Source organism: Streptomyces sp. NPDC037288 (assembly GCF_055603265.1).
This window is the reverse complement of record NZ_JBVJVY010000004.1, coordinates 80,618-106,081: the sequence shown is the minus strand read 5'-3', so window position 1 is coordinate 106,081 and position 25,464 is coordinate 80,618. Positions and strand designations below refer to the sequence as shown.

Below are 25,464 nucleotides of genomic sequence, written 5' to 3'. Positions count from 1 at the left end.
GGTTGCGTTCTACCCTCGATGGCATGACCGAACAAGCAGCTCCCCACATCTCCCATCCGCGGATCCTGGTCCTCGGTGTGTGCCCGGGCAGGCCGGGCGAGCGGCCGTTCCGGATCATGGAGATCGACGGTCAGGTGGTCGGTGAGGCCAGGACCGTCACCGACGTGCTGGAGGCGGCGGCGTCCTACGGCATCACCATCCACGACCTTGACGACCCGGACGTGGTCCGCTTCGTGGGCGGCGACAAGTACACCTGGACGCCGCACTGAGCAGACGGCTCAGCCGACCGTCCACTTCTGGTTGGCGCCGCCCGTGCACGTCCAGATCTGCAGGCGTGTCCCGTCGGCCGCGTTGTTCCCGGTCACGTCGAGGCACTTGTCCGCCTGCGGGTTGACGATGTCGTGCGCCCCGGTGACGGTCCACCTCTGGTTCGGGCCGCCGGTGCAGTCCCACAGCTGGACCGGCGTGCCGTCCGCCGTGCCGTTGCCGGTGGCGTCCAGGCACTTGCCGAGCGCCCGGACCGTGCCGTCCGAGCCGACCGTCCACGACTGCGCGGCCGTGCCGTTGCAGTCGTAGAGCTGCACCGGTGTGCCGTTCGCGGGATTCGCCCCCGCCACGTCCACGCACTTGCCGGCCAGGCCGCGTATCGGCGCTCCGGCCGCGCTGTCGCTCGTCGTCACGGACACCGAGTCCACCACCAGCTGCTGCGGGAACCGGGTGCTGCCGTCCGGGTCGCCCGGCCAGTAGCCGCCGACGGCCAGGTTCAGGATCAGGAAGAACGGCTTGCCGTCGAACACCCACGTCTTTCCGCCGAGGTCGGCGGGGGTGCGCCGCTCGTAGACGTTCCCGTCCACGGACCAGGTGACGGAGCCGGGCGCCCAGTCGATCGCGAAGGTGTGGAAGGCGTCCGCGAAGACCTGTCCGCCCGGCAGCGTGTAGGCGGCGCCGATGCCGCCGGAGCCGGAGTATCCGGGGCCGTGGATGGTGCCGTGCACGGTCGAGGGTTCGAAACCGACGTTCTCCATCACGTCGATCTCGCCCGAGTCGGGCCAGTTCACGGGCGTGCCGAGCATCCAGAACGCCGGCCACATGCCCTGGCCGCGCGGGATCTTCATCCGCGCTTCGACGTGGCCGTACCGGGCGTTGAACTTCCCGGCCGTGTTCAGCCGGGCGGAGGTGTACTGGCAGCTGCCGTACCAGCACCGGTATCCGGCCGGGTTCTCCTTGCGGGCCGTGATCACCAGGTGGCCCTGCCCGTCCAGGGCCGCGTTGCCCGTGCCCGAGGTGTAGTACTCCCGCTCGTGGTTGTTGACGTTGTCGCCGGTCTCCAGTGTCCACTTCGAGGAGTCGACCGCTGAGCCCGCGGGCCCGTCGAAGGTGTCGGAGAAGGCGGTGACGGTCGCCGCCGCCGGCGCGGCGGCCCGTGCGTGCGCGGGGCCGACGGCCGCGGAACCGACCAGCGCGGCGGACAGAGCGGCGAGGAGGCATCTGCGGAGCAGGCGTGGGGAGGCCATGACTCTCCGTTCGGCGTGGGGGGCTGGGGGGCCTACGGGAATGCCTCTTGATTTAAGGAGTGAGATAAGCAGGCGTCAATACTCTGGTACGGACCTGTTGCTGACGCCCGGTCAGTCCACTGGCCGGCGCACGCGCCGGTGCACCGCCCGCCCGAGCCGCCGTCCCAGCAGCAGCCAGCCGAGGAGCGCCCCGGCGGTGTTGAGCAGCACGTCGTCGATGTCGAAGGCCCGCCCGGTGATCAGCGCGCCCTGCGCCAGTTCCACCATCAGCATCACGAGCGCCGTGAGCGCCAGCACCCGAAGCACCCCACGGGCCCGCGGTGCGAGGACCGGCACCAGCACCCCGAAGGGGACGCCGAGGAGCACGTTCCCGCCGATCTGCCGCACCGCGTCCGCCGTCCGCGCCTGCTCCACGTAAGCCCGCAGGGACCGGCCCGGATGCAGGTTGCTGTGCGTCAGATGCGCCGAGGCGGGCGACGGCTCCAGGGTGATCCGGGCCAGTGCGGCGGCGAACGCCACCATGCACGCGAAGGCGACCAGCATCGCCAGCAGCCGCAGGGGCAGGGCGAGCGCATGCCGTTCGGCCGGCGGGCGGCCCCTGCCGGCCCCGGGTGGCCGCAGCGTGGCGGGCAGGCGGGAGGCGAAGCGGCCCGTACGGTCCTTCGGTTGCCGCGGGCGGGGCTGCTCGGCCTGCCGCCGCTTCCCCGGCAGGCGCAGTGCGGCGGGCAGGTGCGGGACGGTGCGGGCCATGTGGTCCTCCGGTCTCCAACTTCCCCTTTCCGTGAGGCGGTTACCCGGCAACGGGCGCGGGATGCCACCGCCCGGACGGCTCCGGGCGCACGGCGGCGTTTCCGTTCACGCTCCCGGGGCACTCCGGCTGCGGACCCGCGTGCCGCCGCCTCGCCGCGGGCCCGGCGGTGCTTGGATGCCCCGAGCGGCGACTCGGGTATATCGCTGCACATAAGGACAGAACGGACCGAGGAGGTCGTCGATGACCCGGCGTGCGTCCCCGCGCACGGCCCTCCTCGCCCTCGGTGAACTCCTGGCCTGGTGGGGGGCACTGGCGCTGCTGTGGCTGGTGTTCATCACGACGGTCGACACCCTGGAACGGATCGTCGGCGGGAGCGCCGCGGCCGTCGGGGCGCTGCTGGCCCGGGCCGGCCGGCGGGCGGTGACCTGGCGGTGAACGGCTGGATCCTCGCGGCGACCGTCGAACTGGGCGGGGCGGGGGTGGCCGCCCTGTGGGGCGTCACCACCGGCCCGCCGGCCCGCCGGGTCGTCGCCCAGAACATGACCACCTCGGCCCTGTGCCCGGCCCTGCTGCTGCTCTCCCAGGGCTACGGCCGCCCGTCCTACGTCGACCTCGCCCTGTTGCTGGCCCTGCTCGGCCCGGTCGGCACGCTCGTCTTCGCCCGGCTCCTCTCCGACGACCTGGAAGGCGGGCGGCCGAGTGCCTGGGGGCTGACCTGGACCGCCGCCGGAGCGGGTGCGGCGGTCGTGATCGCCGTGTGCGCCGCCACCGGCCCGGGCCGGGCGATGGTGAAGCTCCTGGTCATCGGCGCCCTGCTGATCTCCGGCAACGTGATCGCCTCCCGCGCCCTGTCGGGCGGATTCCGGGGGGTGCGCGGTGGCTGACCTGCGCTCGCGCGGGGTTCGGGGGTGCGCGGTGGACGAGGCGCGCACGGGCCGGACGCGGGCAGACGGGGCGACTGGAGTGCGCCCGGGCCGGTCGCAGGGGGGCGATGCGTGTGCGGGCCGGTCGGAAGGGGGCGCGGCGGTGGATCCGTGTGCGGCCCGCTCGAAGGGGTGTGCGGTGGCTGACGGGCCGTCGGCGCGTCGGGACGGAGGTGCCGTATGGACGATGCCGTGAGCGTCGTCGTCCTGCTGCTGGTGGCCGCGTCCGCCACCGCGGCCGTGGCCCAGCGCGACCCCGCCCGCCAGGCGCTGGTGCTGTCCGTGCTCGGATCCGTCCTGGCCGTGCTGTTCACCGTGCTCCAGGCCCCGGACGTAGGCCTGTCCCAACTGGCCGTCGGCTCCGCGCTCACCCCGCTGCTGATCATGCTGTGCGTGCGCAAGGTCAGACGCCGTGGCCGTGAAAAGGAGGGCGCGCGGTGAACCGGCTGCGACTCGTCCTGCTGGCCGTCGGCGGCGCCGGCCTCGCCGCGCTGCTCGTCGCCGCCTGCCTCGACCTGCCCGGCTTCGGCGGCCCAAGCCACCCCTACGGCACCCGCGCCGTGCACGCCTCCCTCACCCGGCACACCGCCAACACCATCGCCTCGGTCAACTTCGACCAGCGTGCCTACGACACCCTCGGCGAGATGAGCATCCTGTTCGCCGCCGTCCTCGGCTGCGTGGTGCTGCTGCGCCAGGCCCGCGACGAGCACCGGGCCCGGCCCCGACCCGCCGAGGTGGCCCGGCCGGTCCGCCGCTACGCCCTGCTCGTGCTGCCCGTCGCCCTGGTCACCGGCCTCTACGTCATCGCCCACGGCCAGCTCAGCCCCGGCGGCGGCTTCCAGGGCGGGGTCGTCGCCGCGACCGCCCTGCACCTGCTCTACCTCGGCGCCGACTACCGCGCGCTGGAACGGGTCCGCCCGCTCGCCGTCTTCGAGACCTCCGACGCCCTCGCCGTCTCCTCGTACCTGGTCCTGGGCGTCGCCGGAGTCCTGGCCGGCACCGCGTTCCTCGCCAACACCCTGCTGCCGTACGGCACCTTCAACACCCTGTCCTCCGGCGGCACCGTCCCCCTGCTGAACGCGGCCATCGGCATGGAGGTGGCGAGCGCGGTCGTCGTCCTGCTCGCCAACTTCCTCGACCAGGCCGTCGAGATCGAGGAGGAAGACGGGAGTTGAGTAACGTGATGCACGTCCTTCCCTACCTGGTCGCCGCCTACGTCTTTCTGACCGGCTGCTACGGCCTCGCCACCAGCCGGAACCTCATCCACGCCGTCGGCTGTCTCGCGGTCTGCCAGTCCTCCACCTACGTGCTGCTGCTGGCCGTCGGCTACCGTGACGGCGCCACCGCACCGGTCTTCTCCGACCTCAGGCCCGGCTCCCGGCCCGTGGTCGACCCTGTGGTGCAGGCGCTCACCCTGACCGACATCGTCGTCGGCGCCACCGTCACCGCGCTGCTGCTCGCGCTCGTCCTGCAGATCGCCAAACGGCACGGCACGGTCGATCCCGACGAACTGCGGGAGTTGCGCGGCTGATGCACCACCTGCTCCCGCTGCTCGTCGCGATCCCCCTGCTCGGCGCCGCCCTGCTGGTGGCCACCGGCCGCCATCTGCCGAGGAGTGCCGCCGAGGTCACCGGCTTCGTGGTCTCCGGCGGCACGGCCGCCCTCGCACTGCTCCTGCTGCTGAACTCCTCCCCGCCGATGGTCGAGTGGGTCGGCGGCTGGCTGCCCGTCGGCGGCGAGAGCGTCGGCATCGTCGTGGTCGGCGACGGCCCCGCGCTCGGCATGGCCGCGCTGGTCTCCCTGCTGACGCTGGCGGCCCTCGCCTACTCCTGGCGCTACTTCGACGAACCCCCGCGCGGCCACCGCGGGGCCTTCACCGCGCTGATGCTCGTCTTCCAGGGCGCCATGTGCGGATTCGCCATCGCCGGCGACCTGTTCAACGCGTTCGTGTTCTTCGAGCTGATGAGCGTCACCGCGTACGCGCTCACCGGCTACCGCATCGACGACGCGAAGGCCGTACAGGGCGCGCTGACCTTCGGTGTCGTCAACTCCCTCGGCGCGTACGGCATGCTGATGGGCATCGCCCTGCTGTACGCGCGCACCGGCGAACTGGCCATGACGAAGATCGGCCGCGGCCTCGACACGGCGGCCGGGCACGGCGGTCCGGACGCACTGGTCCTGGCCTCCTTCGTGCTGGTCCTCACCGGACTCCTGGTGAAAGCGGCAGCGGTGCCCTTCCACTTCTGGCTCCCGGACGCGCACGCCGTCGCCCCCACCCCTGTCTGCATGCTGCTGTCCGGCGTGATGGTCGAACTCGGCGCCTACGGCGTCTGGCGCGTGTACGGCACCGTCTTCGCCGGACCCGGCGGCATCCCCGCCGCCGACCTGACCCGCGCCCTGGTGACCCTGGGCACCCTGACGGCCGCGACCGGTGCCGTCATGTGCTGGTACCAGCGGCACATCAAACGGCTCCTGGCCTACTCCACCGTCGCCCACACCGGACTGTTCCTCGTCGGCCTCGGCGTCCTCACCCCGGAGGGGGACGACGGGGTCGCCCTGTACATGCTCGGGCACGCCGGGGTGAAGGCCGCGCTGTTCGCCTGCGCCGGGGTGCTGCTCGACCGGTACGGCAGCGTCGACGAGCACGCCCTGCACGGCCGGGCCCGCGAACTGCGCACGACCGCCGTGCTGTTCGCCGTGGGCGCCCTCGGCCTCGCCGGCCTGCCCCCGTTCGGCATCGGGCTCGGCAAGGCGATCACCGAGGAGGCGGTCGGCGGCCCGCTCACCGTGGTGTACGTGGCCGCCTCCGCGATCACCGGCGGCGCCGTGCTGCGGGTCACGGCCCGCGTGTTCCTCGGCCTCGGGCCGCGCCCCGAGGACGCCGACTCCGACCTGGAGACCAGCGGATCCGGGGAGGAACCCGAGACCAGCGGCCTGCTCAGCCGCATCCCGGACACCATGACGACCGTCCCCGCCGTGCTCCTCGCCGCCGCCCTCGCCGTCGGCCTGGGCCCCGGCTTCGGTGACCTGGTCGCCCGGTCCGTCAACGAGGCCGGCTCGGGCGGCGCCCACGCCTCCGTCCACTGGACGCTCCCCGGCGTCCTGCTGGGCCTCGCCTCCACCGCGCTGGCCGTGGCCCTCGCCGGACTCGCCGTGACCCGCCCGCGGTGGACCGCCGCCCCCGACTGGGCCCGGCCCCTCAGGCGCCTGCAGTCCGGCCACGTCGGCGACTACGTGGCCTGGCTGCTGCTGGGCGCCACGGTGCTGGGGGCCCTGGCCCTGCCGGGGGTGCTGGGCGGCTGATCAGCGCGCCGAGGTGCCGTAGGAGACGTGCACCTCGGTGAAGCCGAGGGAGCGCAGCAGTCCCTGGAGCATGCCGGTGGTGTTCGTCTCCGCGCGGGCGGTCAGCCCGCTGCTCCTCGCCGCGTCGCCGATGTGCCGGACGGCGAGTTTCTGCACGGCCTGCTCGCTGTCGGGATGGTCCGAGAACAGATCGCCGAGCCGGTCGAGCAGCCCGCGCCGCTCGGACACGGCATAGGAGCGGTCGGGGTCGAGGGCCGGCCTGCCGAGCCGCGCGTGCGGCAGCCGGAGCGTGGCCGACGTACGGTCGCCGTTGACCGACACGTCCTCCGCGCCGACCCGGCCGAGGTCGACGTACGCGTCCACGGTGCCCGCACCGACGTACAGGGTGCGGGTGCCGCGGATCGCGTCGGGCAGGAACTTCGCGTCCTTCTCCAGGTCGACGACCACCTGGAAGTTGCCCGAGGCGGCGTCGTAACGGCTCATGTCCTGGATGGACTCGAGGAGTGCGGGACCGGAACGGTCGTGCGTCCCGGTGCCGAACAGGTCCTTGATGCCGGGCAGTACGGCCAGCCGGATCCCGGCGAACAGCACGGCGAGCACCAGGACGAGCGCGGCGACGGCCTTGGCCCAGCCGGGCAGGCGCCTGACGGAAGTCGTCATCGCGACGGTCCTCCTTCCTGCTGTCCGGATGCCCCGTCAACGGTTCGGCCAGACGGATGCGATGACGCAATCGCACCCCTGACGTACGCGCCGGGGCACCGGGTGCCGCCAGTAGCATGACGGCCCAGCCCGTGACGATTCTGCGAGGAGCGGATCGTGCGAGACATCGCCGTCTTCAGCGGCAGCGCCCACCCCGACCTGGCCCGAGAGGTCTGCGCCCACCTCGGGGTGCCGCTCAGTCCGACCCGGGTGAGCCGGTTCGCCAACGACTGTCTGGGGGTGCAGCTTCAGGCCAACTGCCGCGAACGAGACGTGTTTCTGATTCAGCCGCTGGTCCGCCCCGTGCAGGAGCACCTGGTGGAGCTGCTGCTGATGTGCGACGCCGCCCGGGGTGCCTCCGCGGCCCGGATCACCGTCGTCATGCCGCACTACTCCTACGCCCGCTCCGACAAGAAGGACGCCCCGCGCATCTCCATCGGCGGCCGGCTGGTCGCCGATCTGCTGGTGGCGGCGGGTGCGGGCCGGGTGCTCGCCATGACCCTGCACTCCCCGCAGGTGCACGGCTTCTTCTCGGTGCCGGTCGACCACCTGAACGCGCTGCGCGAACTCGCCGCGCATTTCAGCCGGTACGACCTCACGCGCACCACAGTGGTCTCGCCGGACCTCGGCAACGCCAAGGAGGCCGCCGCCTTCGCCCGGCTCGTCGGGGCCCAGGTGGCGGCCGGCGCCAAACAGCGGTTCGCGGACGACCGGGTGAGCATCAGCTCCGTCATCGGCGATGTCGCCGGCCGGGACGTCATCGTGCTGGACGACGAGATCGCCAAGGGCAGCACTGTGCTGGAACTCCTCGCCAGACTACGCGAGTCGGGTGTGAGGTCGGTCCGGGTGGCCTGCACGCACGGGTTGTTCGCGGCCGGGGCGCTGAAGCGGCTGAGCGAGCAGCCGGACGTACTGGAGATCGTCTGCACCAACACCGTGCCGGTCCCCGTGGACGGAGAGCGTACGGACAAGCTGCGCGTGCTCTCCATCGCCCCGGCCCTCGCCGAGGCGGTACGGCGCATTCACAACGGTGAATCCGTCAGCGCCCTGTTCGAGCCGTCGTAGGGCTCACAGCGAGCCGGACGCGGCCCCGGACCGGGCCAGGGCCGCGTCCAGCGTGGGGTGCGGGGGCAGCAGCCGGGACAGACCGGTGACCCGGAAGACGCGCAGGGTCAGCGGGTGCGCGCACACCAGGTGCAGCTGCCCGCCGCCGGCCAGGACCCGGGCGCGGGCCCGGTACAGCAGTCGCAGCCCCGAGCAGTCGAAGAACTCCACCGGCCGCAGGTCGATGACGACCCGGGCACCGGGCCGGGCGGTGACCCGGTCCAGGAGGGGGCCGATCTCCGTGGCCGAGACCACGTCGATCTCGCCCCGCAGCTCCAGGACCGTGTGCGCCCGGTGTTCGTACACGCGGAGGTGACGGGTGAACGGTGCAGGATCGTCTCGCACGCCGGCATCACCTCCCACCCGTGCCCGGACGTCGGTCTCCCGATCGTCAAGCTACCCTCGATGGAAGGAATTTGAGCATGTTCGATTGACATATGTCTTCGACTTTGGCGCTTGTCGCCCGGTAACCGCCGTACGACGGCCAGCGGCCGACCCGTCAGTCGACCAGAAGGACCAGCTTCCCCGTGGTCCGTCCGGTGTCGCCCACTTCGTGCGCCTTCGCCGCGTCGGACAGCGGGAACGTCCCGGCGATCGCCGCCTTCAGCTTCCCCGACTCCGCCAGCTCCGCGACCTTCTGCATCCCGGCCCGGTCGGCGTCCACCAGCATGCGCACGGCCCGTACCCCGAGCCGCTCGGCCTCGTCGTAGAACTCCTGGGAGCCCACCGGCAGGATCGACACCACGACACCGCCCGGCCGCAGCACCTTCAGCGAGTCGACGGAGGTGTCCCCGCCCAGGGTGTCCAGCACCACGTCCACGTCCCGCACGGCCTCCGTGACGTCGGTGGACCGGTAGTCGACCGGCTCGTCCACGCCGATCTCCCGCAGGAAGTCGTGCTTGCCCGCGCTGGCCGTGCCGATCACGTACGCGCCGAGCGCCTTGGCGATCTGCACGGCCACGTGCCCGACGCCGCCGGCCGCCGCGTGGATCAGCACCCGCTGCCCGGGCCGCAGGTCCGCGTGCTCGGCCAGCGCCTGCCATGCGGTCAGGGACACCAGCGGCAGCGCGCCCGCCTGGGTGTGGTCGATCGCGGCCGGCTTGCGCGTCAGGGCGCGGACCGGGGCGATCACGTACTCGGCGTGCGAGCCGTGGCCGTAGGGGTAGGGCAGCATGCCGAAGACCTCGTCACCGGGCTGGAAGGCGGCCGCGCCGATACCGGTCTCGACGACCTCGCCGGAGACGTCCCAGCCGAGGACGAACGGCGGCTCGCCCAGGAACCCGCCGGTGGCCCGGTGCTTCCAGTCGGTGGGGTTGACCCCGGCGGCCCGTACGCGGACCAGCACCTGGTTCGGGCCCGGCTCCGGCCGCTCGACTCGTACTTCCTTCAGGACCTCGGGACCGCCGAGGACGTCCTGGCTGATGGCTCGCATCGTGTTCACATCGCTCATGGTCACCCAGCCTGCCGGGCGCCGCCCGCTCCGGAAATGGCATGATTGCCAACCTTCGATAGGATCGTGCCATGGAAGACATGGAGCTGCGCGCCCGGCGGCCGGAGCGGGTGGTCGTCCTGGCCCTGGACGGCGTCTACCCCTTCGAGCTGGGCATCCCCAGCCGCATCCTCGGCGCCGCCGACGGCCACTACGAGGTGCTCACCTGCTCGGTCGACGGCGGCCCTGTGCGCACCAACGCGGACTTCACGATCGGTGTCGCGCACGGCCCGGAGATCCTCGGGACGGCGGACACGGTGGTGGTCACCTCCATGCCGCCCGCGTACATCCCCACGCGGCTGCCGGACGAGGTCGCCGCGGCCCTGGCCCGTATCCGCCCGGACGCGCGGATCGTGTCGATCTGCACGGCCGCCTTCGTGCTGGCCGAGGCCGGCCTGCTCGACGGCCGCCGCGCGACCACGCACTGGCAGGTCGCGGACCTGTTCCGCCGCCGGTTCCCCACGGTGGACCTGGACCCGGACGTCCTCTTCGTCGACGACGGCCGCATCCTCACCTCGGCCGGAGCCGCTTCCGGTGTCGACATCTGCCTGCACATCGTCCGCGCCGACCACGGCAGCGAGCTCGCCAACTCCGTCGCCCGCCGCTGTGTCGTCCCGCCGTTCCGGGACGGCGGCCAGGCCCAGTACATCGAGCAGCCGGTCCCGGTCAGCGGCGCCGTGGGCACGGCCGCGACCCGGGCCTGGGCCCTGGAGCGCCTGGACGAGCCGCTCACCCTGTCCGACCTGGCCGGACACGCCCGGATGAGCCTGCGCACCTTCGCCCGCCGGTTCAACGACGAGGTCGGCCTCAGCCCCGGCCGCTGGCTGATCCAGCAGCGCGTCGCCCGCGCCCGGCACCTGCTGGAGGCCAGCGACCTGCCGGTGGACCGGATCGCCGCCGAGGTCGGCTTCGCCACCGGCGCCTCGCTCCGGCAGCACCTGCACGCGGCGATCGGCGTGTCCCCGCAGGCCTACCGCCGCACCTTCCAGCAGGCCCGCTGAGCCGTTACGGCGGGGCCGGGCCCGCCCTCGGGCTCACTCGGCCCCGTACACCCGCTCCCCGCCCACGTAGGTGAGCGCCACGGCCGTCCCCGCGATCGCCTCCGGCGGTCCGGCGAACGGGTCGCGGTCCAGCACCACCAGATCGGCGAGCGCCCCGACGGCCACCCGGCCGGTGTCGTCCAGATGGTTCACGTACGCCGATCCGGCCGTGTACGCCGTCAGCGCGTCCGCGAGGCCGAGCCGTTCCCCGGGCAGGAACACCGGTCCGCTACCGCCCGGCTCGACCCGGTTGACCGCGACGTGGATGCCCTGGAGCGGATCGGGGCTGCTCACCGGCCAGTCGCTGCCCGCCGCCAGCCGGGCCCCCGAGCGCAGCAGCGCACCGAACGGGTACTGCCGGGCGGCCCGTTCGGGACCGAGGAAGGGGATCGTCAGCTCGTCCATCTGCGGCTCGTGCGCGGCCCACAGCGGCTGGATGTTCGCGGTGGCGCCGAGCCGGGCGAAGCGCGGCACGTCGTCCGGGTGCACGACCTGCAGGTGCGCGAGGTGCGGCCGGGTGTCGCTCGGCCCGTTCGCGGTACGGGCCGCCTCGACCGCGTCCAGCGCGTCGCGTACGGCCCGGTCGCCCAGCGCGTGGAAGTGGCACTGGAAGCCGAGGGCATCCAACTCCGTGACATACTTGGGCAGTTGAGCGGGGTCGAGAAAGCTCTTGCCGCGGTTGGCCGTCGCGCAGCCGCACCGGTCGAGATAGGGGTCCAGCAGCGCGGCCGTGCCGTTCTCGGCGACCCCGTCCAGCATCAGCTTGACGGTACCGGCCCGGAACCGGCCGTGACTCAACCAGGCGCGCTTCTCCACGAGTTCGGGAATCTGCTCGGCCCCACGCTCCCGGTCCCACCACAGCGCGCCCACCACCCGCGCGGTGAGCGAGCCGTCCCGGGCCGCCGCGCGGTAGGCCTCGGCCGGGTCGTCCATGCCGAGGAAGTCACCGACCAGCGCGTCCTGCCAGGCGGTGATGCCGAGTGCGTGCAGATGCCGCTGGGCGTGCAGCAGGGCGGCCAGCCGGTCGGCCGGTGTGGCGGGCGGGGTGAGCCGGCCGACCAGCTGCATGGCGCCCTCCTGCAGCGTGCCGCCCGGCTCCCCGGAGGCGTCCCGCTCGATCCGCCCGTCGGCCGGGTCGGGCGTGTCGCGGTCGATGCCGGCCAGCTCCAGGGCGCGGCTGTTGACCCAGGCGCCGTGGTGGTCCCGGTTGGGCAGATACACCGGCCGGTCCGGTACGACCGCGTCCAGCAGCTCCTTCGTCGGCGTACCGCCCGCGAACGCCTCCATCGACCAGCCGCCGCCGAGGATCCACTCCCGTTCGGGATGCGCTTCGGCGTACGCGCGTACGGCGGCCACGGTGTCCGCGGCGGTCGTCGTACGGCTCAGGTCGCACTGGGCCAGCTCCAGCCCCGCCGGCACCGGATGGACGTGCGCGTCCTGGAAGCCCGGCAGCAGCAGCCGCCCGGCGAGATCGACCACCTTCGTGCCCGGCCTGGCGAGGTCCCGCAGCTCGTCCCCGCCGACGGCGGTGATGCGGCCCGCGGTGACGGCGACGGCGGTCGCGGTACGGCCCTCGTGCGCCTCGGGGGTGAGGACGGGGCCGCCGGTGAACAGCAGATCAGCGTGCATGATGCCTTTCCTGGTCGGTCAGTGGGAGGACGCGGTGAGCAGCTCGGGCGAGTCGGCGTCGGTGCCCGCACCGGTACGGAAGTACGGCGACCTGCGCACCCACTTGGCGTACGCCGCCGCCACGAACCCGGAGGCGATCATCGCGACCGGCATGAGCAGGAGGAACCATCCGTTGCCGGCGCGCACTTCGAAGTGGTCGGCGGAGGTGTAGAAGGACCAGCCGAGGTAGCCGCCGAGGCTGAGCAGGGCCAGCGCGCTGAGGGTGGGCAGCAGCACCGCCCGGACGCCCTGCCGCCGGTCCGTCCGCAGCAGGGCGCGGAAGCGCGCGGCGGCGGCCAGCGCGGTCAGCGCGTAGGACAGGGCGACGACGACCCCGACGGCGTTCACGACGGCGTCGATCATGTCGGCGAGGCGCGGGATCACCAGCGCACCCGCCGCCACCGCGACGGACAGCGCCCCGATCAGCAGCGTCCCGGTCGCCGGAGTCCCGTACCGGGCACTGATCTTGGACCACACCGGACCGAGGGTACGGTCCCGGCTCATCGCGAACATGCCGCGTGCCGTCGGGATGACCCCGGCCTGGAGCGAGGCCACCGCCGAGAACATCAGCGCGACGAGCGGCAGCGCGGCCAGTGGCCGGTCGGCCAGCCGGTCCCCGTAGTACGCGAGCCCCTGCGCGCCGTGACCGGCCAGCTCCTGCGAAGACAGCACCCGTTGGAAGGCGACCGAGCCGAGCAGGAACAGTCCGAGCATGGTCACCAGGGTGATGGTCCCGGCCCGGGAGGCGTCCCGCGGGTCACGCACCTCCTCGTTGACGGTGAACGCCGCCTCGAACCCCCAGTAGCAGAACACCGACAGCAGCAGGCCCTGCGCCAGCGCGGTCGCCGAGGGGATCGCGAACGGATCGAACCAGGAGAGGCGGAAGGAGTGCGGTCCGGTGGCGATGCCGTAGCCGCAGAACCCGAGGAGGACGGCGTACTCGAAGACCAGCAGCCCGGTCTGCAGCCGGGCCGCCGTGCGGACACCGGTCACGGCGGTCAGGGTGACCGCGACCAGGACGACGATGCCCACCGCCGTCGTCTGCGCGGTCGAGTCCGCGTCGAGACCGAGCGGGCCGATGCGGTGCAGACCCGCCTCCCCGGCCAGCTGCAGCAGCGCCGACCCCGTGACCGCCGTGGTGTAGGCGAGGAACGCCACACTCGCCACGACGTTCACCCAGCCGACCAGGAAACCCAGCCAGGGGCTGAGGGAACGGCCCACCCACACATAGCCGTTGCCCGCGTTCGGTTCCACCCGGTTCAGCCGCGAGTACGCCCCGGCGATACCGAGGACCGGCAGGAACGCCAGCAGCATGAGGGCCGGCAGATGCGGGCCGACCACGCCGGCGGTCACCCCCAGCCCGATGCCGATGCTGGTCGTGGCGGCCGTACTGGAGGCGGCGACGGCGACGCCGTCCACCACGCTCAGGGACCTGCGCAGCTCCGGCCGCGCGGGATGATCCACTCCGAAGGGTCTCTCGCTCATGGCCGGCTCTCCGCTCGCGCGCGGGGCCCCGGACGGCCCCGGTGACCGGACATGAAACTGCCGGGGCCCTCCTCAGGTCAACGGTGTTGTCGTAAGGTGCCGGGCAGTCCCCAGGGAGGCCCCATGACCGACCGTGTCGTCCCGTCCGCCGCCCGGCAGCGCCGCCGCCCCACCAAACAGGGCGTCGTACTGTCCGAGGAGCTGATCGTCGCCACCGCCCTGCGGCTCATCGAGGAGCACGGCGCCGACGCCCTCTCGGTGCGCCGCCTCGGCCGGGCCCTCGGCGCCGACCCAAGCTCCCTGTACCGGTACTTCCGGCACACCGACGACCTGATGCTGGCCATCGCCGACGAACTGATCGGCCGCACCCTGCGCACCTGGCGGCCCACCGGAGACTGGCTCGCCGACCTGCGCGACCTGGGCCTGCGCATGCACGCGGGCGCCCTCGCCCATCCCCGGGCGGCGATGCTCAGCGCCCACCGCGTCACCGGGCGCACCCATGAGATCCAGGCCGTGGAGAGCATCCTCGGCGTGCTGCGCGGGGCCGGGTTCCCGGGCCCGGAGGCGGTGCGGATCTACCACGCGTTCGTCGACCAGGCCCTCGCCTTCGGCGCCCTGGACTCCGCGGGCACCGCCCTGCCGCCGGCCGCGCGCGAGGCGGAGGCGGAGGTGTGGCGGAGCACCTACGGCCGGCTGCCCGCCGGCACCCACCCGCACATCGCGGCCACCGCCCCCCATCTCGTCGCCAGCATGCGCTCCAGCTCCTACCCGGCAGCCCTCGAACTGCTGCTGACGGCCGCTCGGACACGCCTTGATCACAATCGTGCGGGGACGGGGGAGGGACAGCCACACTGGACGGGATCCGTATCGTGAGGAGGCAGTACGACATGACCCCACCGCCCGCCCGCACCCGCGCGGAGCGCAAGAAGGACACCCTGCACCGGCTGGAGCACGACGTCGACGTCTGGGTCGCCACCGCCGGCTCCGACGGCGGAGCTCCCTATCTCGTGCCGCTGTCCTTCGTGTGGGACGGCGCCACCCTGCTCATCGCCACCCCGGCCGACAGCCCCACCGGACGCAACCTCGTGGCCGGCGGCCGGGCCCGTCTCGGCCTCGGCCCGACACGGGATGTCGTCATGATCGAGGGCACGGCCCAGGCGGTGACCCCGGAGGAGCTGCCCGAGGAGGACGCCGAGGTGTTCGCCGGCAAGACCGGCTTCGATCCCCGCCAACTGTCCACCCGCTACCTGTACTTCAGGATCCTTCCGCAGCGCGTCCAGGCCTGGCGGGAGGAGAACGAGCTGCGCGGCCGGGAGTTGATGCGGGACGGGCGGTGGCTGGTCGCCGACTGAATGCGGCGAGCGGGGATATCCGCAGGAAGAGGACATCCCCGGGAGGAATCATGGCAGTGGTGAAAGCGGGCGTCGTGGTGCTGGACTGCGCCGAGCCCGAGAAACTCGCCGACTTCTACAAGGAGTTGCTGGCGGGCGAGCAGACGGACGCCTCGGCCAACCTGGTGCAGATCCGGGGGGCCGACGGCATCCGGCTGGCCTTCCGCCGCGATGTGAACGCCACCCCGCCCAGCTGGCCGCGCCCGGAGAACTCCCTCCAGGTCCATCTCGACTTCCTGGTCGAGGACTTGGACGAGGCCGAGCGCCGGGTGGTGGGCCTCGGCGGTCGCCCACTGGACACGAAGGACGCGGCGGGCCCGTACGAGGAACGCGGCTACGCCGACCCGGCCGGCCATTCCTTCACCCTGCGCCTGGCACCCGCAGCGGCTCCGAAACAGGGCTGAGCACGAGCGCCCCGAAAGGGGCGCGGGGTACTGCGCGAACCACCACGGCCGATCCGCGGCCGGCATGCCCCGCACCCCGTACGGCGCGGTGCCGGACAGCACCTCAGTCCCGGCCCCCTTCGCCGGCCACCGGCCACTGCCCGGTCGACCGCGCAATGGCCTTCGCGCCGGTACGGTCCACCGCGCTGCGGACCACGGCGAAGATCGCGCCCTGGACCGCCGCGGCCAGCAGGATCTCGCCCCAGCCGCGGTCCTGGTCGAGGGCGTCCGGTGCGTCGTCCTCGTGCCGGATCGCCTTCCACGCCTGCCGGAAGGCGATTCCGGCCAGCGCGCCACTCGCCCAGCTCAGCATGAATCCGATCGGCTGGTAGACGAAAGGGAGCTTGTTCTTCTTCTTGGCCATGTGTGACTCCTTCCTTGTCGGACGGTCCTCAAGCGGGTCGCCCCTCGGGGGCCACCCGTTCGCCGGGGCGCACCGGCCCCGGCGCCGTGCCGGCGCCGAACGGCCGGCCGCCCAGTTCCTCGCGGCCGTGCGGAACAAGCCAGCCGGCGAGATCGGGGCCGACGGGAACGATCCCGGTGGGGTTGATCCCGCTGTGCACCTGGTAGTAGTGCCGCTTGATGTGGTCGAAGTCGACGGTGTCACCGAACCCGGGTGTCTGGAACAGGTCCCGGGCGTACGCCCACAGCACCGGGTTCTCCGCCAGCTTCCAGCGGTTGCACTTGAAGTGGCCGTGGTAGACGGCGTCGAACCGGACCAGCGTGGTGAACAGCCGGATGTCCGCTTCCGTGAGGGTGTCGCCGACCAGATACCGCTGTCCGGCCAGCCTGTCGGCGAGCAGTTCCAGCCGCCGGAAGACGCCCGTGCACGCCTCCTCGTACTCCTTCTGGTGCGTGGCGAACCCGGCCCGGTACACACCGTTGTTCACGTCCTCGTACACCCCGGCCATCACCCGGTCGATCTCCTCGCGCCGGGCCTCGGGGTACAGGTCGGGTGCGCCGGGGCGGTGCAGGGCCGTCCACTCGGTGGCCAGGTCCAGGGTGAGCCGCTGGTAGTCGTTGGTGACCAGCCGTCCGCTGGGCACGTCCACGACCGCCGGCACGCTGACCCCGCCCGGGTAACCGGTTTCACGGCGGTCGTAGGCCTCGCTCAGGAACCGGATGCCGAGGACCGGGTCCCGGCCGTCGGGGTCCAGGGTGAACCGCCAGCTGCGGTCGTCCTGGATCGGATCCGCGACGGCCATCGGCAGTGCGTCCTCCAGGCCCAGCAGCCGCCGGGCGATCACCGCGCGGCTCGCCCACGGACAGGCGCGGGAGACCACCAGCCGGTACCGGCCCGCCTCCACCGGCCAGCCGTCCCGTCCGTCGGCGGTGATCCGGTCCGTGAAATGGCTCCTGGACCGGCTGAACGTCTTGTGGCCGTAGCCACGGTTGCCGTCGCCGCCCATGTCTCCTCCTCGCCGCCCGGTGCTCCTCGGGTTCGACTTCCCCGTTTTCCGCCGCCCGCACGGTGTGATCCGCCCGCTCGGGGGCAGTCGTCGTCAGGTGAGCGGGACATCCCCAAAACGGAAGCAGGCCGCACGGACGGCCGAGGCCGGCGCCACGTCCACCACCCCTGCCAGCACGCGCCACGGCGAGCAGAGCCGCGGGGTGCCCGGTGCCGGCCCCGCGCCCGACCGGCGTACGAAGGTCACCGTCCTCGTGGCGCTTGCCGCCAATCTGGTGATCGCCGTCGCCAAGGCCGTCGGGGGTGTCCTCGCGGGCTCGCCCGCGCTGCTGTCGGAGGCCGCGCACTCCGTCGCCGACAGCCTCAACGAGGTGTTCCTGCTGGCCGCGCTGCGCCGCAGCCGGCGCCCCGCGGACAGGCGGCACCCCTTCGGCTACGGCAAGGAACGCTTCTTCTGGTCCCTCCTCGCCGCCGTCGGCATCTTCGTCATGGGCGGCTGTTTCTCCTTCTTCCAGGGCGCCGAGGCGCTGAGCCAGGGCACCAGGGAGACGTTCGGCGGCTATGTGGCGGGCCTGATCGTGCTGGGCGTGGCCCTCGTCGCCGAGGGCGTCTCGCTGCTGCGGGCCCTGTACCAGGTGCGCCGGCAGGGCGGCGGCCTCGGCTCGCTGAGCGACCCGGCGCTGCGCACGGTGGTCGCCGAGGACGGCACGGCGGTGCTCGGCGTGACGCTCGCCCTCGCCGGGATGGCCCTGCACATGGTGACCGGGCAGGTCGCCTGGGAGGCGTCGGCCTCGCTGGCGATCGGCGTGCTGCTGGTGTACGTCGCCTACCGGCTGGGCCGCGACGCCCGTGACCAGCTCATCGGCGAGGCCGCCGACCCTGAGTTGAGCGGCCGTATCCGCTCGCTGCTGCGGGCGCAGCCGGAGATCGACAGCGTGGAGGCGCTGTTCACGATGAAGATGGGCCTCGACTCCACCCTGGTGGCCGCCCGCATCGACCTGGTGCCGGGCCTGGACAGCGAGCGGGTCGAGGAGGTCGCCGTACGCATCAAGCGGTCCCTGGCGAGGACCTTCCCCGAGGCCGACCAGATCTTCCTGGACGTGACCGACCGGCCGGCGGGCGAGGCAGCGGAAAGCCCCGCCGCGACGGGGGAACGCGGCGGGGCCTGAGGCACGGGTGCCCGCGCTGCGGGGCGTTCACACCTGACCGGCGCGGATATTTCTGAAACCGGCCGGTGCGCGGCGCGAAATCCGCTTCGTCAGCGCCTCCTCGGTCAGCTCTCCTCGACGGGCTCCAGCACGAAGACCGGGATCTCCCGCGAGGTCTTCTCCTGGTAGTCGGCGTACGGCGGGTACGCGGCGACGGCCCGCTCCCACCACTGTGCCTTCTCCTCACCCGTGATCTCACGGGCCCTCATGTCCCGCTTGACCGGCCCGTCCTGGAGCTCGACATGCGGATCGGAGATGATGTTGAAGTACCACACCGGATGCTTGGGCGCGCCGCCCTGCGAGGCGACCACCGCGTACGTGCCCTCGTGCTCCACCCGCATCAGCGGCGTCTTGCGGATCTTTCCGCTCCGCGCGCCCCGCGAGGTCAGCACGACCACCGGCAGCCCGGTGTCCAGGAGCGTCGTACCCTTCGTCCCGCCGGAGCTCTCGTACAGCTCGACCTGCTCGCGCACCCACTGCGTCGGGCTGGGCTCGTACTCGCCCTCAAGAGGCATGGGATCCGTCCCCTTCGTCGGTCCAACGGCTGTCTGCCACCGGAATTCAACACCGGCGGCCCCGCGAATCATCCGCACCGCGGGCCGGTTGGGCCGACGGGGTGACGACCTGGCGTCACGTGTACGGGGACGGTCTCGCCGTCGCGCGTGCCTTCGCCCCCGCCGGACGAGCACCGCCGGCTGCCCTGACCGGTCTCCCCGACCGGGTGGACGCGTACCGCACTCCGACCGGATCCCGCCGCCGCGGCCACTCGTCTTCGGCCAGATCACGGACATCACCGAAGTGGCCGAACTTGCCGTCGACCCATAGGTGCCTGAGGCATCTAATGGTGATCGGCACCACGCACTTCTTCGTCTGCGAGGTCTTTCCATGACGGAACTGACGGACATCACCGGCCCGGCGACCCCGGCCGACCCCGTCGCCTTCCCGCAGGACCGCACCTGTCCCTACCACCCGCCCACCGGATACGCGCCGCTGCGCGACGGGCGCGCCCTGTCCCGTGTCACCCTCTTCGACGGCCGCGAGGTGTGGGCGGTCACCGCGCACGCCACCGCCCGCGCCCTGCTCGCCGACCCCCGTCTGTCCAGCGACCGCCGCCGTCCCGACTTCCCCGTGCCCACCGAGCGTTTCGCGGGTGTCCGCGACCGCCGGGTGGCCCTGCTCGGGGTGGACGATCCCGAACACCAGCGACAGCGGCGGGTGATGATTCCGTCGTTCACCCTCAGGCGCGCGACCGAGCTGCGGCCGTGGATCCAGCGGACCGTGGACGGGCTGCTGGACGCGATGATCGCCCAGGGGCCGCCCGCCGAGCTGGTCTCCGCCTTCGCGCTGCCCGTGCCCTCGATGGTGATCTGCCGCCTGCTCGGAGTGCCGTACGCCGACCACGAGTACTTCGAGGAACAGTCCCGCCGGCTGCTGCGCGGGCCCACGGCGGCCGACACCCGGGACGCCCGCGACCGCCTGGAGAGCTACCTCGGAGAACTGGTCGACGACAAGGCGAAGCAGACCGAACCCGGCGACGGCATCCTCGACGACCTCGTCCACCACCGGCTGCGCGAGGGCACGCTCGGCCGCGGGGAAATCGTCCTGCTGGCCGTCATCCTGCTGGTCGCGGGCCACGAGACGACCGCCAACATGATCTCCCTCGGCACCTACACCCTGCTCCAGCACCCCGCCCGGCTGGCCGAGCTGCGCGCCGACCCGGCGCTGCTGCCCGCCGCCGTCGAGGAGCTGATGCGGATGCTCTCGATCGCGGACGGCATGCTGCGGGTGGCACGGGAGGACATCGAGATCGCCGGCACCACCATCAGGGCCGGCGAGGGTGTGCTCTTCTCGACCTCGGTGATCAACCGTGACCCGGCCCAGTACGAGGACCCCGACAGCCTGGACTTCCACCGCCCCGCCCGCCACCACATGGCCTTCGGCTTCGGGATCCACCAGTGCCTGGGTCAGAACCTCGCCCGCGCGGAGCTGGAGATCGCCTTGGGTACGCTGCTGACCCGGCTGCCGGGGCTGCGGCTGGCCATCCCGGCCGAGGACGTCCGCTTCAAGCCCGGCGACACGATCCAGGGGATGCTGGAACTCCCCGTGACCTGGTAAGAGGCTCTTCTTATGCGCATCGACATCGACACGGACGTCTGTATCGGGGCCGGCCAGTGCGCGCTGGCCGCGCCGGGCGTCTTCACCCAGGACGACGACGGATACAGCACCCTGGTGCCCGGACGTGAGGACGGCGCGGGCGACCCGATGGTGCGGGAGGCGGTCCGCTCCTGCCCGGTGAGTGCCATCACGGTGTCGGAGACGGCCGGCTGAGTCCGTCCCGGCCGGGGGCCGCCATCAGTGCCCGCGCCGCCTCGCGGGCCTCGGCCGCCGGCTGGGTGCTCCCGGTGATGCCCGCCGTCACCATGGCTCCCTCGGCCAGCAGGAACAGCTGTCCGGTCAGCGCGGCGGGCAGCCCGGCGTCGTCCACGAGTGAGGCGAGGTGGCCCCGGAACGCCTCCTTGTGGGCGCGCACCTGCTCGGCCACCAGGGCCGACGTGGCGCCCAGTTCGCCGTGGGCGTTGATCCAGGCGCATCCCCGGAATCCGTCCTCGCCGAACCATCCTTCCAGCCAGTCGAACACGGCCAGGATCCGCTCCCGCGGGTCCCGCTGCCCCGCCACGTGCGCGGCGAGCCGTCCGCGCCAGCGCTCGTCCCGCCGCGCCAGACAGGCCGCGACGAGCTGTTCCTTGGCGGGGAAGAGCTGGTAGAGGCGTTTGAGTGAAACTCCCGACGCGCCGCGCAGTTCGTCCATGCCCACGGACTGGACACCGCGGGCGTAGAACAGTGCCTCGGCGGCGTCGAGCGCCCGGTCCCGGGCGACCGCGCTGTCCATCGGCGACACCATCACTCCTCGATGCGTTCCTTGCGTTCTTCCCAGCGCGTTCGCTGACGCGTGTCCCGTGAACGTGTTCCTCGACGCGTGTCCCTCGGCGCGTGTTCCTTGACGGGAGAACGAGCGTTCTCCTACGGTAGCAGCCAGCTGGGAGAACGATCGTTCTCCGATGCTTCCGAGTCCAGGAGGAGACCATGGCCGACCGCCCGCCGCTGCCGCCGTTCACCCGCGAGACCGCCGCGCAGAAGGTCCAGGCCGCCGAGGACGCCTGGAACACCCGCGATCCGCACAAGGTGGCCCTCGCCTATTCCGAGGACTCCGTCTGGCGCAACCGCGACACCTTCGTCACCGGCCGCGAGGGGATCGTCGCGTTCCTCACCGCCAAGTGGCAGCGCGAGCTGGACTACGCGCTGCGCAAGGACCTGTGGGCCTTCGACGGCAACCGCATCGCCGTCCGCTTCCAGTACGAGTCCCACGACGCCGACGGCCAGTGGTGGCGCTCCTACGGCAACGAACTGTGGGAGTTCGACGAGCACGGCCTGATGACCCGGCGGGAGGCGAGCATCAACGACGTGGCCATCGAGGACAAGCAGCGCCGCATCCACGGGCCCCGCCCCGAGGCCGAGCGAGGGGTGTCCTTCCCGCTTCAGTAGGGTTCCCGGATGACCGAACAGGCCGAGAAACCCTTCCTCTACGTCGTCGTGTGCGCGGCCGGGATCGCCGCGGGCGTCAGCAAGCTGATCACCGCCGCCCAGGAACAGGACTGGGAGGTCGGCGTGATCGCCACCCCCGTGGCGATGGGCGGCTTCTTCGACAGCGCGGCAGCGGAGGCACAGACGGGCCGTCCCGTCAGGTCGGCCTGGCGCACGCCGGCCGATCCCCGCCCCTTCCCGCCGCCGGACGCCGTCGTGGTGGCACCCGCCACCTTCAACACCGTCAACAAGTGGGCGGCCGGCATCGCCGACACCCTGGCGCTCGGGACTCTGTGCGAGGCGGCGGGCCTGGGCGTACCGATCGCCGTCCTGCCCTGCGTCGCCGACGCGCTGGCCGCGCATCCCGCCTACCGGGACAGCCTGCGACGGCTGCACGGGATGGGGGTCCGCTTCGGCGACGCCCACGACGGCGAAGTCCGGCCGGACGGCGGTCGGCCGGACTTCGCCTGGGAGCGGGCCCTGGACCTGCTCCCGCCGCGCTAGCGGCAGGTCAGCGTCGGTCCCGCCAGCATGCCTCCGGTCTCCACGGCCTGGCCCTTCGGCAGCCAGTAGCCGAGCTTCGACACCACCGTGGAGCACTTCGCCCCGACGGTGACGCGGACCGTCACCTTCTCCGGATGGCCGGGCTGCAGCTCGGTCAGCGCGCAGTCCACGGACTGCGCCAGCCGGGTCTTCGACGGGTACCGGCCGACCAGCGGGTTGACACAGCGCCGGTCGGCCGTGGCGATCCGCACACCGGTGCCCTCCTCGCCGATCAGCCCCAGCCGCGCGTTGCCGTCGCCCTGGTCGCTGTCCCGTCGGACGGTGTAGGTCAGCGTCGTGGTGGCATTGCGGCGCAGCGTGGTCCGGTCGACCGTGACGGCGTGCGTGGCCTTGGCCTTGGGGGCGGTCAGCGACAGGGTGGTCTGCACCGTGCCCTTCAGGTCGACTCCGGCGGGCGCCGACCGCACCCGCACGGTGGCGCTGATGTCGTACGTGCCCGGCCCCGGATACACCCGTGAACCGGGCAGGGTTCCGGTGTCCAGCGTCTTGCCGGCGTGGCGGACCGTCCAGGTGCCCTCGGTGCGGCAGGCGTAGCGGACCCGGATACCCGCGCGTCGGCAGCTGGCCGGGGCCGCGATGGTCAGTCTCGGGGAGCCGGTGTCCGTGCACAGGCTGACCTGCGCCTCCTCACCGTGTGCGCCGCGCAGGGTGCCGGCGGCCGCGCACAGCGTGGCCGGGCTCTCGGGTGCCGGCGCCGGTGCGGCGGCGGGGTGCCCCCAGGCGGGGGTGACGAGAGCCAGGGGCAGCAGCGCCGCTCCGGCCAGGGTTCTCAGGGTGGTGGGACGAGTCGGCACCGCGTACTCCTCCGGGCGGCCGAGACCGGCCGGATGCCGGTCGTCTGCGCCGAGGATGATCCGACCGTACGACAATCCCCGGCTCCCGCGCCGGTCGGTCACCTGAGGGCAGCAACGCAAGGGCCCGGAAGGGGTAGGGCAGCAACGCAAGGGCCCGGAAGGGGTACGAGCCGTATCGACACGCGACCCCGCCGCGGGCGCGAGCAGGAGCCGGCACCCCGCGGGGGGCGGTCGCATCACGGCGGGCCGGCCGGATTTCCCCTCGCCGCCGGAACCACCGGAGGCTCACGAGCCGCTGGAACCGCCGGAATCGCGGCCGGCCGGCGCCGGCAGGCCAACGACCGGAGCCGCCGCCGGGCCACGTCGTACGCTCGTCGGTGACCATCGTCCCGAAGGCAGGAGCAGCAACGATGCAATACGTGAAGCTCGGTTCGACGGGCCTGGACGTGTCGCGGATCTGTCTGGGCTGCATGACCTACGGCCTGCCCGACCGCGGCGTCCACGAGTGGACCCTCGACGAGGAGGCGTCCCGCCCGCTCATCCGGCAGGCGCTGGAGGCGGGCATCAACTTCTTCGACACCGCCAACGTCTACTCGGACGGCACCAGCGAGGAGATCGTCGGCAAGGCCCTGCGCGACTTCGCGAACCGCGACGAGATCGTGCTGGCCACCAAGGTGAACGGCCGGATGCGGCCGGGCCCCAACGGAGCCGGACTGTCCCGCAAGGCCATCATGGCCGAGATCGACCACAGCCTGCGCCGCCTCGGCACCGACTACGTCGACCTCTACCAGATCCACCGCTACGACCACGCCACTCCCGTCGAGGAGACGATGGAGGCGCTGCACGACCTGGTCAAGGCGGGCAAGGTCCGCTACATCGGGGCGAGTTCGATGTACGCCTGGGAGTTCGCCAAGCTGCAGTACACGGCGGAGCGGCACGGCTGGACGAAGTTCGTGTCCATGCAGAACCACTACAACCTCCTCTACCGCGAGGAGGAGCGGGAGATGCTGCCGCTCTGCGCGGACCAGGGGGTGAGCGCGCTGCCGTGGAGCCCGCTCGCCCGCGGCCGGCTCACCCGCGACTGGGGCACGGTCACCGAGCGCAGCGCCAACGACAACTTCGGCAGCCGCCTGTACCTGGAGAGCGACCGCTCGATCGTGGAGGCCGTCACCCGGATCGCGAACGGCCGCGGCGTGCCCCGCGCCCAGGTGGCCCTCGCCTGGCTGCTGCACCAGGACACGGTGGCCGCCCCGATCGTCGGCGCCCCCAAGCCCCACCACATCGAGGACGCGGTGGCCGCCGTGGAACTGGAACTGACCGAGAAGGAGACCGGGGAACTGGAGGAGCCCTACACGGCGCGGGCGATCAGCGGCCACTGAACAGCGGTCCGTGCGGTCCGAACTCGGTGCCGCACGGCCCAGCCCCCTCGCTCTCCGGCAACCGCACCCGCTCACCCGACATCGTGAGTGGCCGCGATGCTCGCCGGCTTCCGCGGGCCGGCCGAGGGCACCCCGCGCGAGCCGGACCCGGTGGCCGTGGCGCACGGCAGCCTGGCGCGGGAACTCGTCCTGTGCGCGCTGGAGGAGGTCGTCCTGCTCGCCGCCGCCGGCGCCCGGACGCGGCTGCCCGCGCCGGGTGCCGGCGCCCGGGTACGGCGTGCCGGGGAACTGATCGCCGCCGACCCCGGCGCCCCGCACACCGTCCGCTCACTCGCCGGGAGGGTCGCGCTGTCCCCGTCCCGCTTCACACACCTGTTCACCCTCCGCACCGGCCGGTCGCCGATGCGGGCCCTGCGCGAGGCCCGGCTGCGGCACGCGGCCCGGCTGCTGGAGGCCACCGATCTGACGGTGGAACGAGTGGCGGTGGCCTCCGGATTCACCAGTCCCTTCCACTTCAGCCGGGTCTTCCGGGAACGCTACGGAGTACCGCCCGGCGCCTACCGGGCAGGCGAACGGCGGTAAGGGGAAGAAAAGGGATTCATTTGACCGCGTGTCAATAAGGGAAGTTCTCGCACGCATTTGTCGATTGTCGAAAGATCCCTTGTTCGTGCGTGTGCGGCTGTGTAAAAGTGTGCACCTGTCGGCGCGCAGGCAGATGG

At 72.5% G+C, this 25,464-nt stretch carries 30 protein-coding genes and 1 pseudogene; 19 read left to right on the top strand and 12 right to left on the bottom strand.

Annotated elements, in window-relative coordinates:
- The first annotated feature begins 23 nt into the window (after window positions 1–23).
- Window positions 24–269: a hypothetical protein gene (locus ACZ7GZ_RS06155; RefSeq protein WP_471021379.1), complete on the top strand. Its 246-nt coding sequence runs from the start codon at window positions 24–26 to the stop codon at window positions 267–269.
- A 9-nt stretch (window positions 270–278) separates the two neighbouring features.
- Here the strand turns inward: ACZ7GZ_RS06155 and ACZ7GZ_RS06150 are convergent, their stop codons facing one another.
- Window positions 279–1,514, bottom strand: coding sequence for an RICIN domain-containing protein (locus tag ACZ7GZ_RS06150; RefSeq protein ID WP_471021378.1), 1,236 nt, complete (start codon window positions 1,512–1,514; stop codon window positions 279–281).
- Between the two features lie 111 nt (window positions 1,515–1,625).
- Window positions 1,626–2,264: a VanZ family protein gene (locus ACZ7GZ_RS06145; protein WP_471021376.1), complete on the bottom strand. Its 639-nt coding sequence runs from the start codon at window positions 2,262–2,264 to the stop codon at window positions 1,626–1,628.
- Window positions 2,265–2,505: 241 nt separating this feature from the next.
- Here ACZ7GZ_RS06145 and ACZ7GZ_RS06140 point away from each other — a divergent pair, with 241 nt between their 5' ends.
- From ACZ7GZ_RS06140 to ACZ7GZ_RS06115, 6 genes are all read left to right on the top strand, one after another.
- Window positions 2,506–2,700 (top strand): hypothetical protein, encoded by a 195-nt coding sequence (locus tag ACZ7GZ_RS06140; protein WP_471021375.1) that lies wholly within the window; start codon window positions 2,506–2,508, stop codon window positions 2,698–2,700.
- Complete coding sequence (locus ACZ7GZ_RS06135) at window positions 2,697–3,149, top strand: MrpF/PhaF family protein (RefSeq protein ID WP_471021374.1); 453 nt, start codon at window positions 2,697–2,699, stop codon at window positions 3,147–3,149. The genes ACZ7GZ_RS06140 and ACZ7GZ_RS06135 overlap by 4 nt, the downstream gene beginning before the upstream one ends.
- A 219-nt stretch (window positions 3,150–3,368) precedes the next feature.
- The gene (locus tag ACZ7GZ_RS06130; protein WP_471021372.1) at window positions 3,369–3,629 is read left to right on the top strand and encodes a Na(+)/H(+) antiporter subunit B; all 261 of its coding nucleotides are present in this window, start codon (window positions 3,369–3,371) and stop codon (window positions 3,627–3,629) included.
- A complete protein-coding gene (locus ACZ7GZ_RS06125; RefSeq protein WP_471021371.1) occupies window positions 3,626–4,363 on the top strand; it encodes an MnhB domain-containing protein in 738 nt (245 codons plus the stop codon). Before ACZ7GZ_RS06130 ends, ACZ7GZ_RS06125 begins: the two co-directional genes overlap by 4 nt.
- An 8-nt stretch (window positions 4,364–4,371) precedes the next feature.
- The gene (locus ACZ7GZ_RS06120) at window positions 4,372–4,719 is read left to right on the top strand and encodes a sodium:proton antiporter (protein WP_471021740.1); all 348 of its coding nucleotides are present in this window, start codon (window positions 4,372–4,374) and stop codon (window positions 4,717–4,719) included.
- Window positions 4,719–6,491 (top strand): complex I subunit 5 family protein, encoded by a 1,773-nt coding sequence (locus ACZ7GZ_RS06115; protein WP_471021370.1) that lies wholly within the window; start codon window positions 4,719–4,721, stop codon window positions 6,489–6,491. Before ACZ7GZ_RS06120 ends, ACZ7GZ_RS06115 begins: the two co-directional genes overlap by 1 nt.
- Here the strand turns inward: ACZ7GZ_RS06115 and ACZ7GZ_RS06110 are convergent, their stop codons facing one another.
- The gene (locus ACZ7GZ_RS06110; RefSeq protein WP_471021368.1) at window positions 6,492–7,151 is read right to left on the bottom strand and encodes a DUF4230 domain-containing protein; all 660 of its coding nucleotides are present in this window, start codon (window positions 7,149–7,151) and stop codon (window positions 6,492–6,494) included.
- Window positions 7,152–7,307: 156 nt separating this feature from the next.
- Between ACZ7GZ_RS06110 and ACZ7GZ_RS06105 the strand changes: the two genes are divergently transcribed.
- A complete protein-coding gene (locus ACZ7GZ_RS06105) occupies window positions 7,308–8,255 on the top strand; it encodes a ribose-phosphate diphosphokinase (RefSeq protein WP_471021367.1) in 948 nt (315 codons plus the stop codon).
- Between the two features lie 3 nt (window positions 8,256–8,258).
- Here the strand turns inward: ACZ7GZ_RS06105 and ACZ7GZ_RS06100 are convergent, their stop codons facing one another.
- Both ACZ7GZ_RS06100 and ACZ7GZ_RS06095 read right to left on the bottom strand, forming a co-directional pair.
- Window positions 8,259–8,639, bottom strand: coding sequence for an anti-sigma factor antagonist (locus tag ACZ7GZ_RS06100; protein ID WP_471021365.1), 381 nt, complete (start codon window positions 8,637–8,639; stop codon window positions 8,259–8,261).
- A gap of 154 nt (window positions 8,640–8,793) precedes the next feature.
- Window positions 8,794–9,744 (bottom strand): NADP-dependent oxidoreductase, encoded by a 951-nt coding sequence (locus ACZ7GZ_RS06095; RefSeq protein ID WP_471021364.1) that lies wholly within the window; start codon window positions 9,742–9,744, stop codon window positions 8,794–8,796.
- A 71-nt stretch (window positions 9,745–9,815) separates the two neighbouring features.
- On the opposite strand from ACZ7GZ_RS06095, the gene ACZ7GZ_RS06090 reads away from it, so the two are divergent.
- Window positions 9,816–10,784, top strand: a complete 969-nt coding sequence (locus tag ACZ7GZ_RS06090; RefSeq protein ID WP_471021363.1) for a GlxA family transcriptional regulator — start codon at window positions 9,816–9,818, stop codon at window positions 10,782–10,784.
- A gap of 33 nt (window positions 10,785–10,817) precedes the next feature.
- Here the strand turns inward: ACZ7GZ_RS06090 and ACZ7GZ_RS06085 are convergent, their stop codons facing one another.
- A complete protein-coding gene (locus tag ACZ7GZ_RS06085) occupies window positions 10,818–12,452 on the bottom strand; it encodes an amidohydrolase (protein WP_471021362.1) in 1,635 nt (544 codons plus the stop codon).
- A gap of 18 nt (window positions 12,453–12,470) precedes the next feature.
- Entirely contained in the window at window positions 12,471–13,976 is a 1,506-nt protein-coding gene (locus ACZ7GZ_RS06080; RefSeq protein WP_471021361.1) for an APC family permease, read from the bottom strand.
- Window positions 13,977–14,099: 123 nt separating this feature from the next.
- On the opposite strand from ACZ7GZ_RS06080, the gene ACZ7GZ_RS06075 reads away from it, so the two are divergent.
- The 3 genes from ACZ7GZ_RS06075 to ACZ7GZ_RS06065 are packed head-to-tail and all read left to right on the top strand — an operon-like array spanning window position 14,100 to window position 15,771.
- A complete protein-coding gene (locus tag ACZ7GZ_RS06075; RefSeq protein ID WP_471021360.1) occupies window positions 14,100–14,849 on the top strand; it encodes a TetR/AcrR family transcriptional regulator in 750 nt (249 codons plus the stop codon).
- Between the two features lie 14 nt (window positions 14,850–14,863).
- A complete protein-coding gene (locus tag ACZ7GZ_RS06070; RefSeq protein ID WP_471021358.1) occupies window positions 14,864–15,328 on the top strand; it encodes a pyridoxamine 5'-phosphate oxidase family protein in 465 nt (154 codons plus the stop codon).
- Window positions 15,329–15,378: 50 nt separating this feature from the next.
- Window positions 15,379–15,771 (top strand): VOC family protein, encoded by a 393-nt coding sequence (locus ACZ7GZ_RS06065; RefSeq protein ID WP_471021357.1) that lies wholly within the window; start codon window positions 15,379–15,381, stop codon window positions 15,769–15,771.
- Window positions 15,772–15,874: 103 nt separating this feature from the next.
- Here ACZ7GZ_RS06065 and ACZ7GZ_RS06060 read toward each other — a convergent pair whose 3' ends face one another.
- Complete coding sequence (locus tag ACZ7GZ_RS06060) at window positions 15,875–16,174, bottom strand: DUF4235 domain-containing protein (protein WP_471021356.1); 300 nt, start codon at window positions 16,172–16,174, stop codon at window positions 15,875–15,877.
- A 28-nt stretch (window positions 16,175–16,202) separates the two neighbouring features.
- Window positions 16,203–17,219, bottom strand: a complete 1,017-nt coding sequence (locus ACZ7GZ_RS06055) for a glutathione S-transferase family protein (RefSeq protein WP_471021354.1) — start codon at window positions 17,217–17,219, stop codon at window positions 16,203–16,205.
- Between the two features lie 202 nt (window positions 17,220–17,421).
- Here ACZ7GZ_RS06055 and ACZ7GZ_RS06050 point away from each other — a divergent pair, with 202 nt between their 5' ends.
- On the top strand, window positions 17,422–18,387 hold the full coding sequence (locus tag ACZ7GZ_RS06050; RefSeq protein WP_471021737.1) for a cation diffusion facilitator family transporter: 966 nt from the start codon (window positions 17,422–17,424) through the stop codon (window positions 18,385–18,387).
- Window positions 18,388–18,491: 104 nt separating this feature from the next.
- Here ACZ7GZ_RS06050 and ACZ7GZ_RS06045 read toward each other — a convergent pair whose 3' ends face one another.
- Window positions 18,492–18,941 (bottom strand): nitroreductase family deazaflavin-dependent oxidoreductase, encoded by a 450-nt coding sequence (locus ACZ7GZ_RS06045; protein WP_471021353.1) that lies wholly within the window; start codon window positions 18,939–18,941, stop codon window positions 18,492–18,494.
- A gap of 370 nt (window positions 18,942–19,311) precedes the next feature.
- Here ACZ7GZ_RS06045 and ACZ7GZ_RS06040 point away from each other — a divergent pair, with 370 nt between their 5' ends.
- Window positions 19,312–20,541 (top strand): cytochrome P450, encoded by a 1,230-nt coding sequence (locus tag ACZ7GZ_RS06040; protein WP_471021352.1) that lies wholly within the window; start codon window positions 19,312–19,314, stop codon window positions 20,539–20,541.
- Window positions 20,542–20,553: 12 nt separating this feature from the next.
- Window positions 20,554–20,754, top strand: coding sequence for a ferredoxin (locus tag ACZ7GZ_RS06035; RefSeq protein ID WP_471021351.1), 201 nt, complete (start codon window positions 20,554–20,556; stop codon window positions 20,752–20,754).
- Here the strand turns inward: ACZ7GZ_RS06035 and ACZ7GZ_RS06030 are convergent.
- Complete coding sequence (locus tag ACZ7GZ_RS06030) at window positions 20,729–21,316, bottom strand: TetR/AcrR family transcriptional regulator (RefSeq protein ID WP_471021349.1); 588 nt, start codon at window positions 21,314–21,316, stop codon at window positions 20,729–20,731. The genes ACZ7GZ_RS06035 and ACZ7GZ_RS06030 overlap by 26 nt on opposite strands.
- 194 nt (window positions 21,317–21,510) lie before the next feature.
- Here ACZ7GZ_RS06030 and ACZ7GZ_RS06025 point away from each other — a divergent pair, with 194 nt between their 5' ends.
- Together ACZ7GZ_RS06025 and ACZ7GZ_RS06020 are read left to right on the top strand one after the other, a co-directional pair.
- On the top strand, window positions 21,511–21,969 hold the full coding sequence (locus ACZ7GZ_RS06025; RefSeq protein WP_471021348.1) for a nuclear transport factor 2 family protein: 459 nt from the start codon (window positions 21,511–21,513) through the stop codon (window positions 21,967–21,969).
- A gap of 9 nt (window positions 21,970–21,978) precedes the next feature.
- Window positions 21,979–22,512, top strand: a complete 534-nt coding sequence (locus ACZ7GZ_RS06020; RefSeq protein ID WP_471021347.1) for a flavoprotein — start codon at window positions 21,979–21,981, stop codon at window positions 22,510–22,512.
- On the opposite strand, the gene ACZ7GZ_RS06015 is transcribed toward ACZ7GZ_RS06020, so the two are convergent.
- A complete protein-coding gene (locus ACZ7GZ_RS06015; RefSeq protein ID WP_471021346.1) occupies window positions 22,509–23,441 on the bottom strand; it encodes a hypothetical protein in 933 nt (310 codons plus the stop codon). The genes ACZ7GZ_RS06020 and ACZ7GZ_RS06015 overlap by 4 nt on opposite strands.
- A 335-nt stretch (window positions 23,442–23,776) precedes the next feature.
- On the opposite strand from ACZ7GZ_RS06015, the gene ACZ7GZ_RS06010 reads away from it, so the two are divergent.
- Together ACZ7GZ_RS06010 and ACZ7GZ_RS06005 are read left to right on the top strand one after the other, a co-directional pair.
- Window positions 23,777–24,745 (top strand): aldo/keto reductase, encoded by a 969-nt coding sequence (locus ACZ7GZ_RS06010; protein WP_471021345.1) that lies wholly within the window; start codon window positions 23,777–23,779, stop codon window positions 24,743–24,745.
- A 141-nt stretch (window positions 24,746–24,886) separates the two neighbouring features.
- A pseudogene (locus ACZ7GZ_RS06005) lies at window positions 24,887–25,327 on the top strand (helix-turn-helix domain-containing protein); the annotation flags it as partial.
- Between the last annotated feature and the right edge of the window lie 137 nt (window positions 25,328–25,464).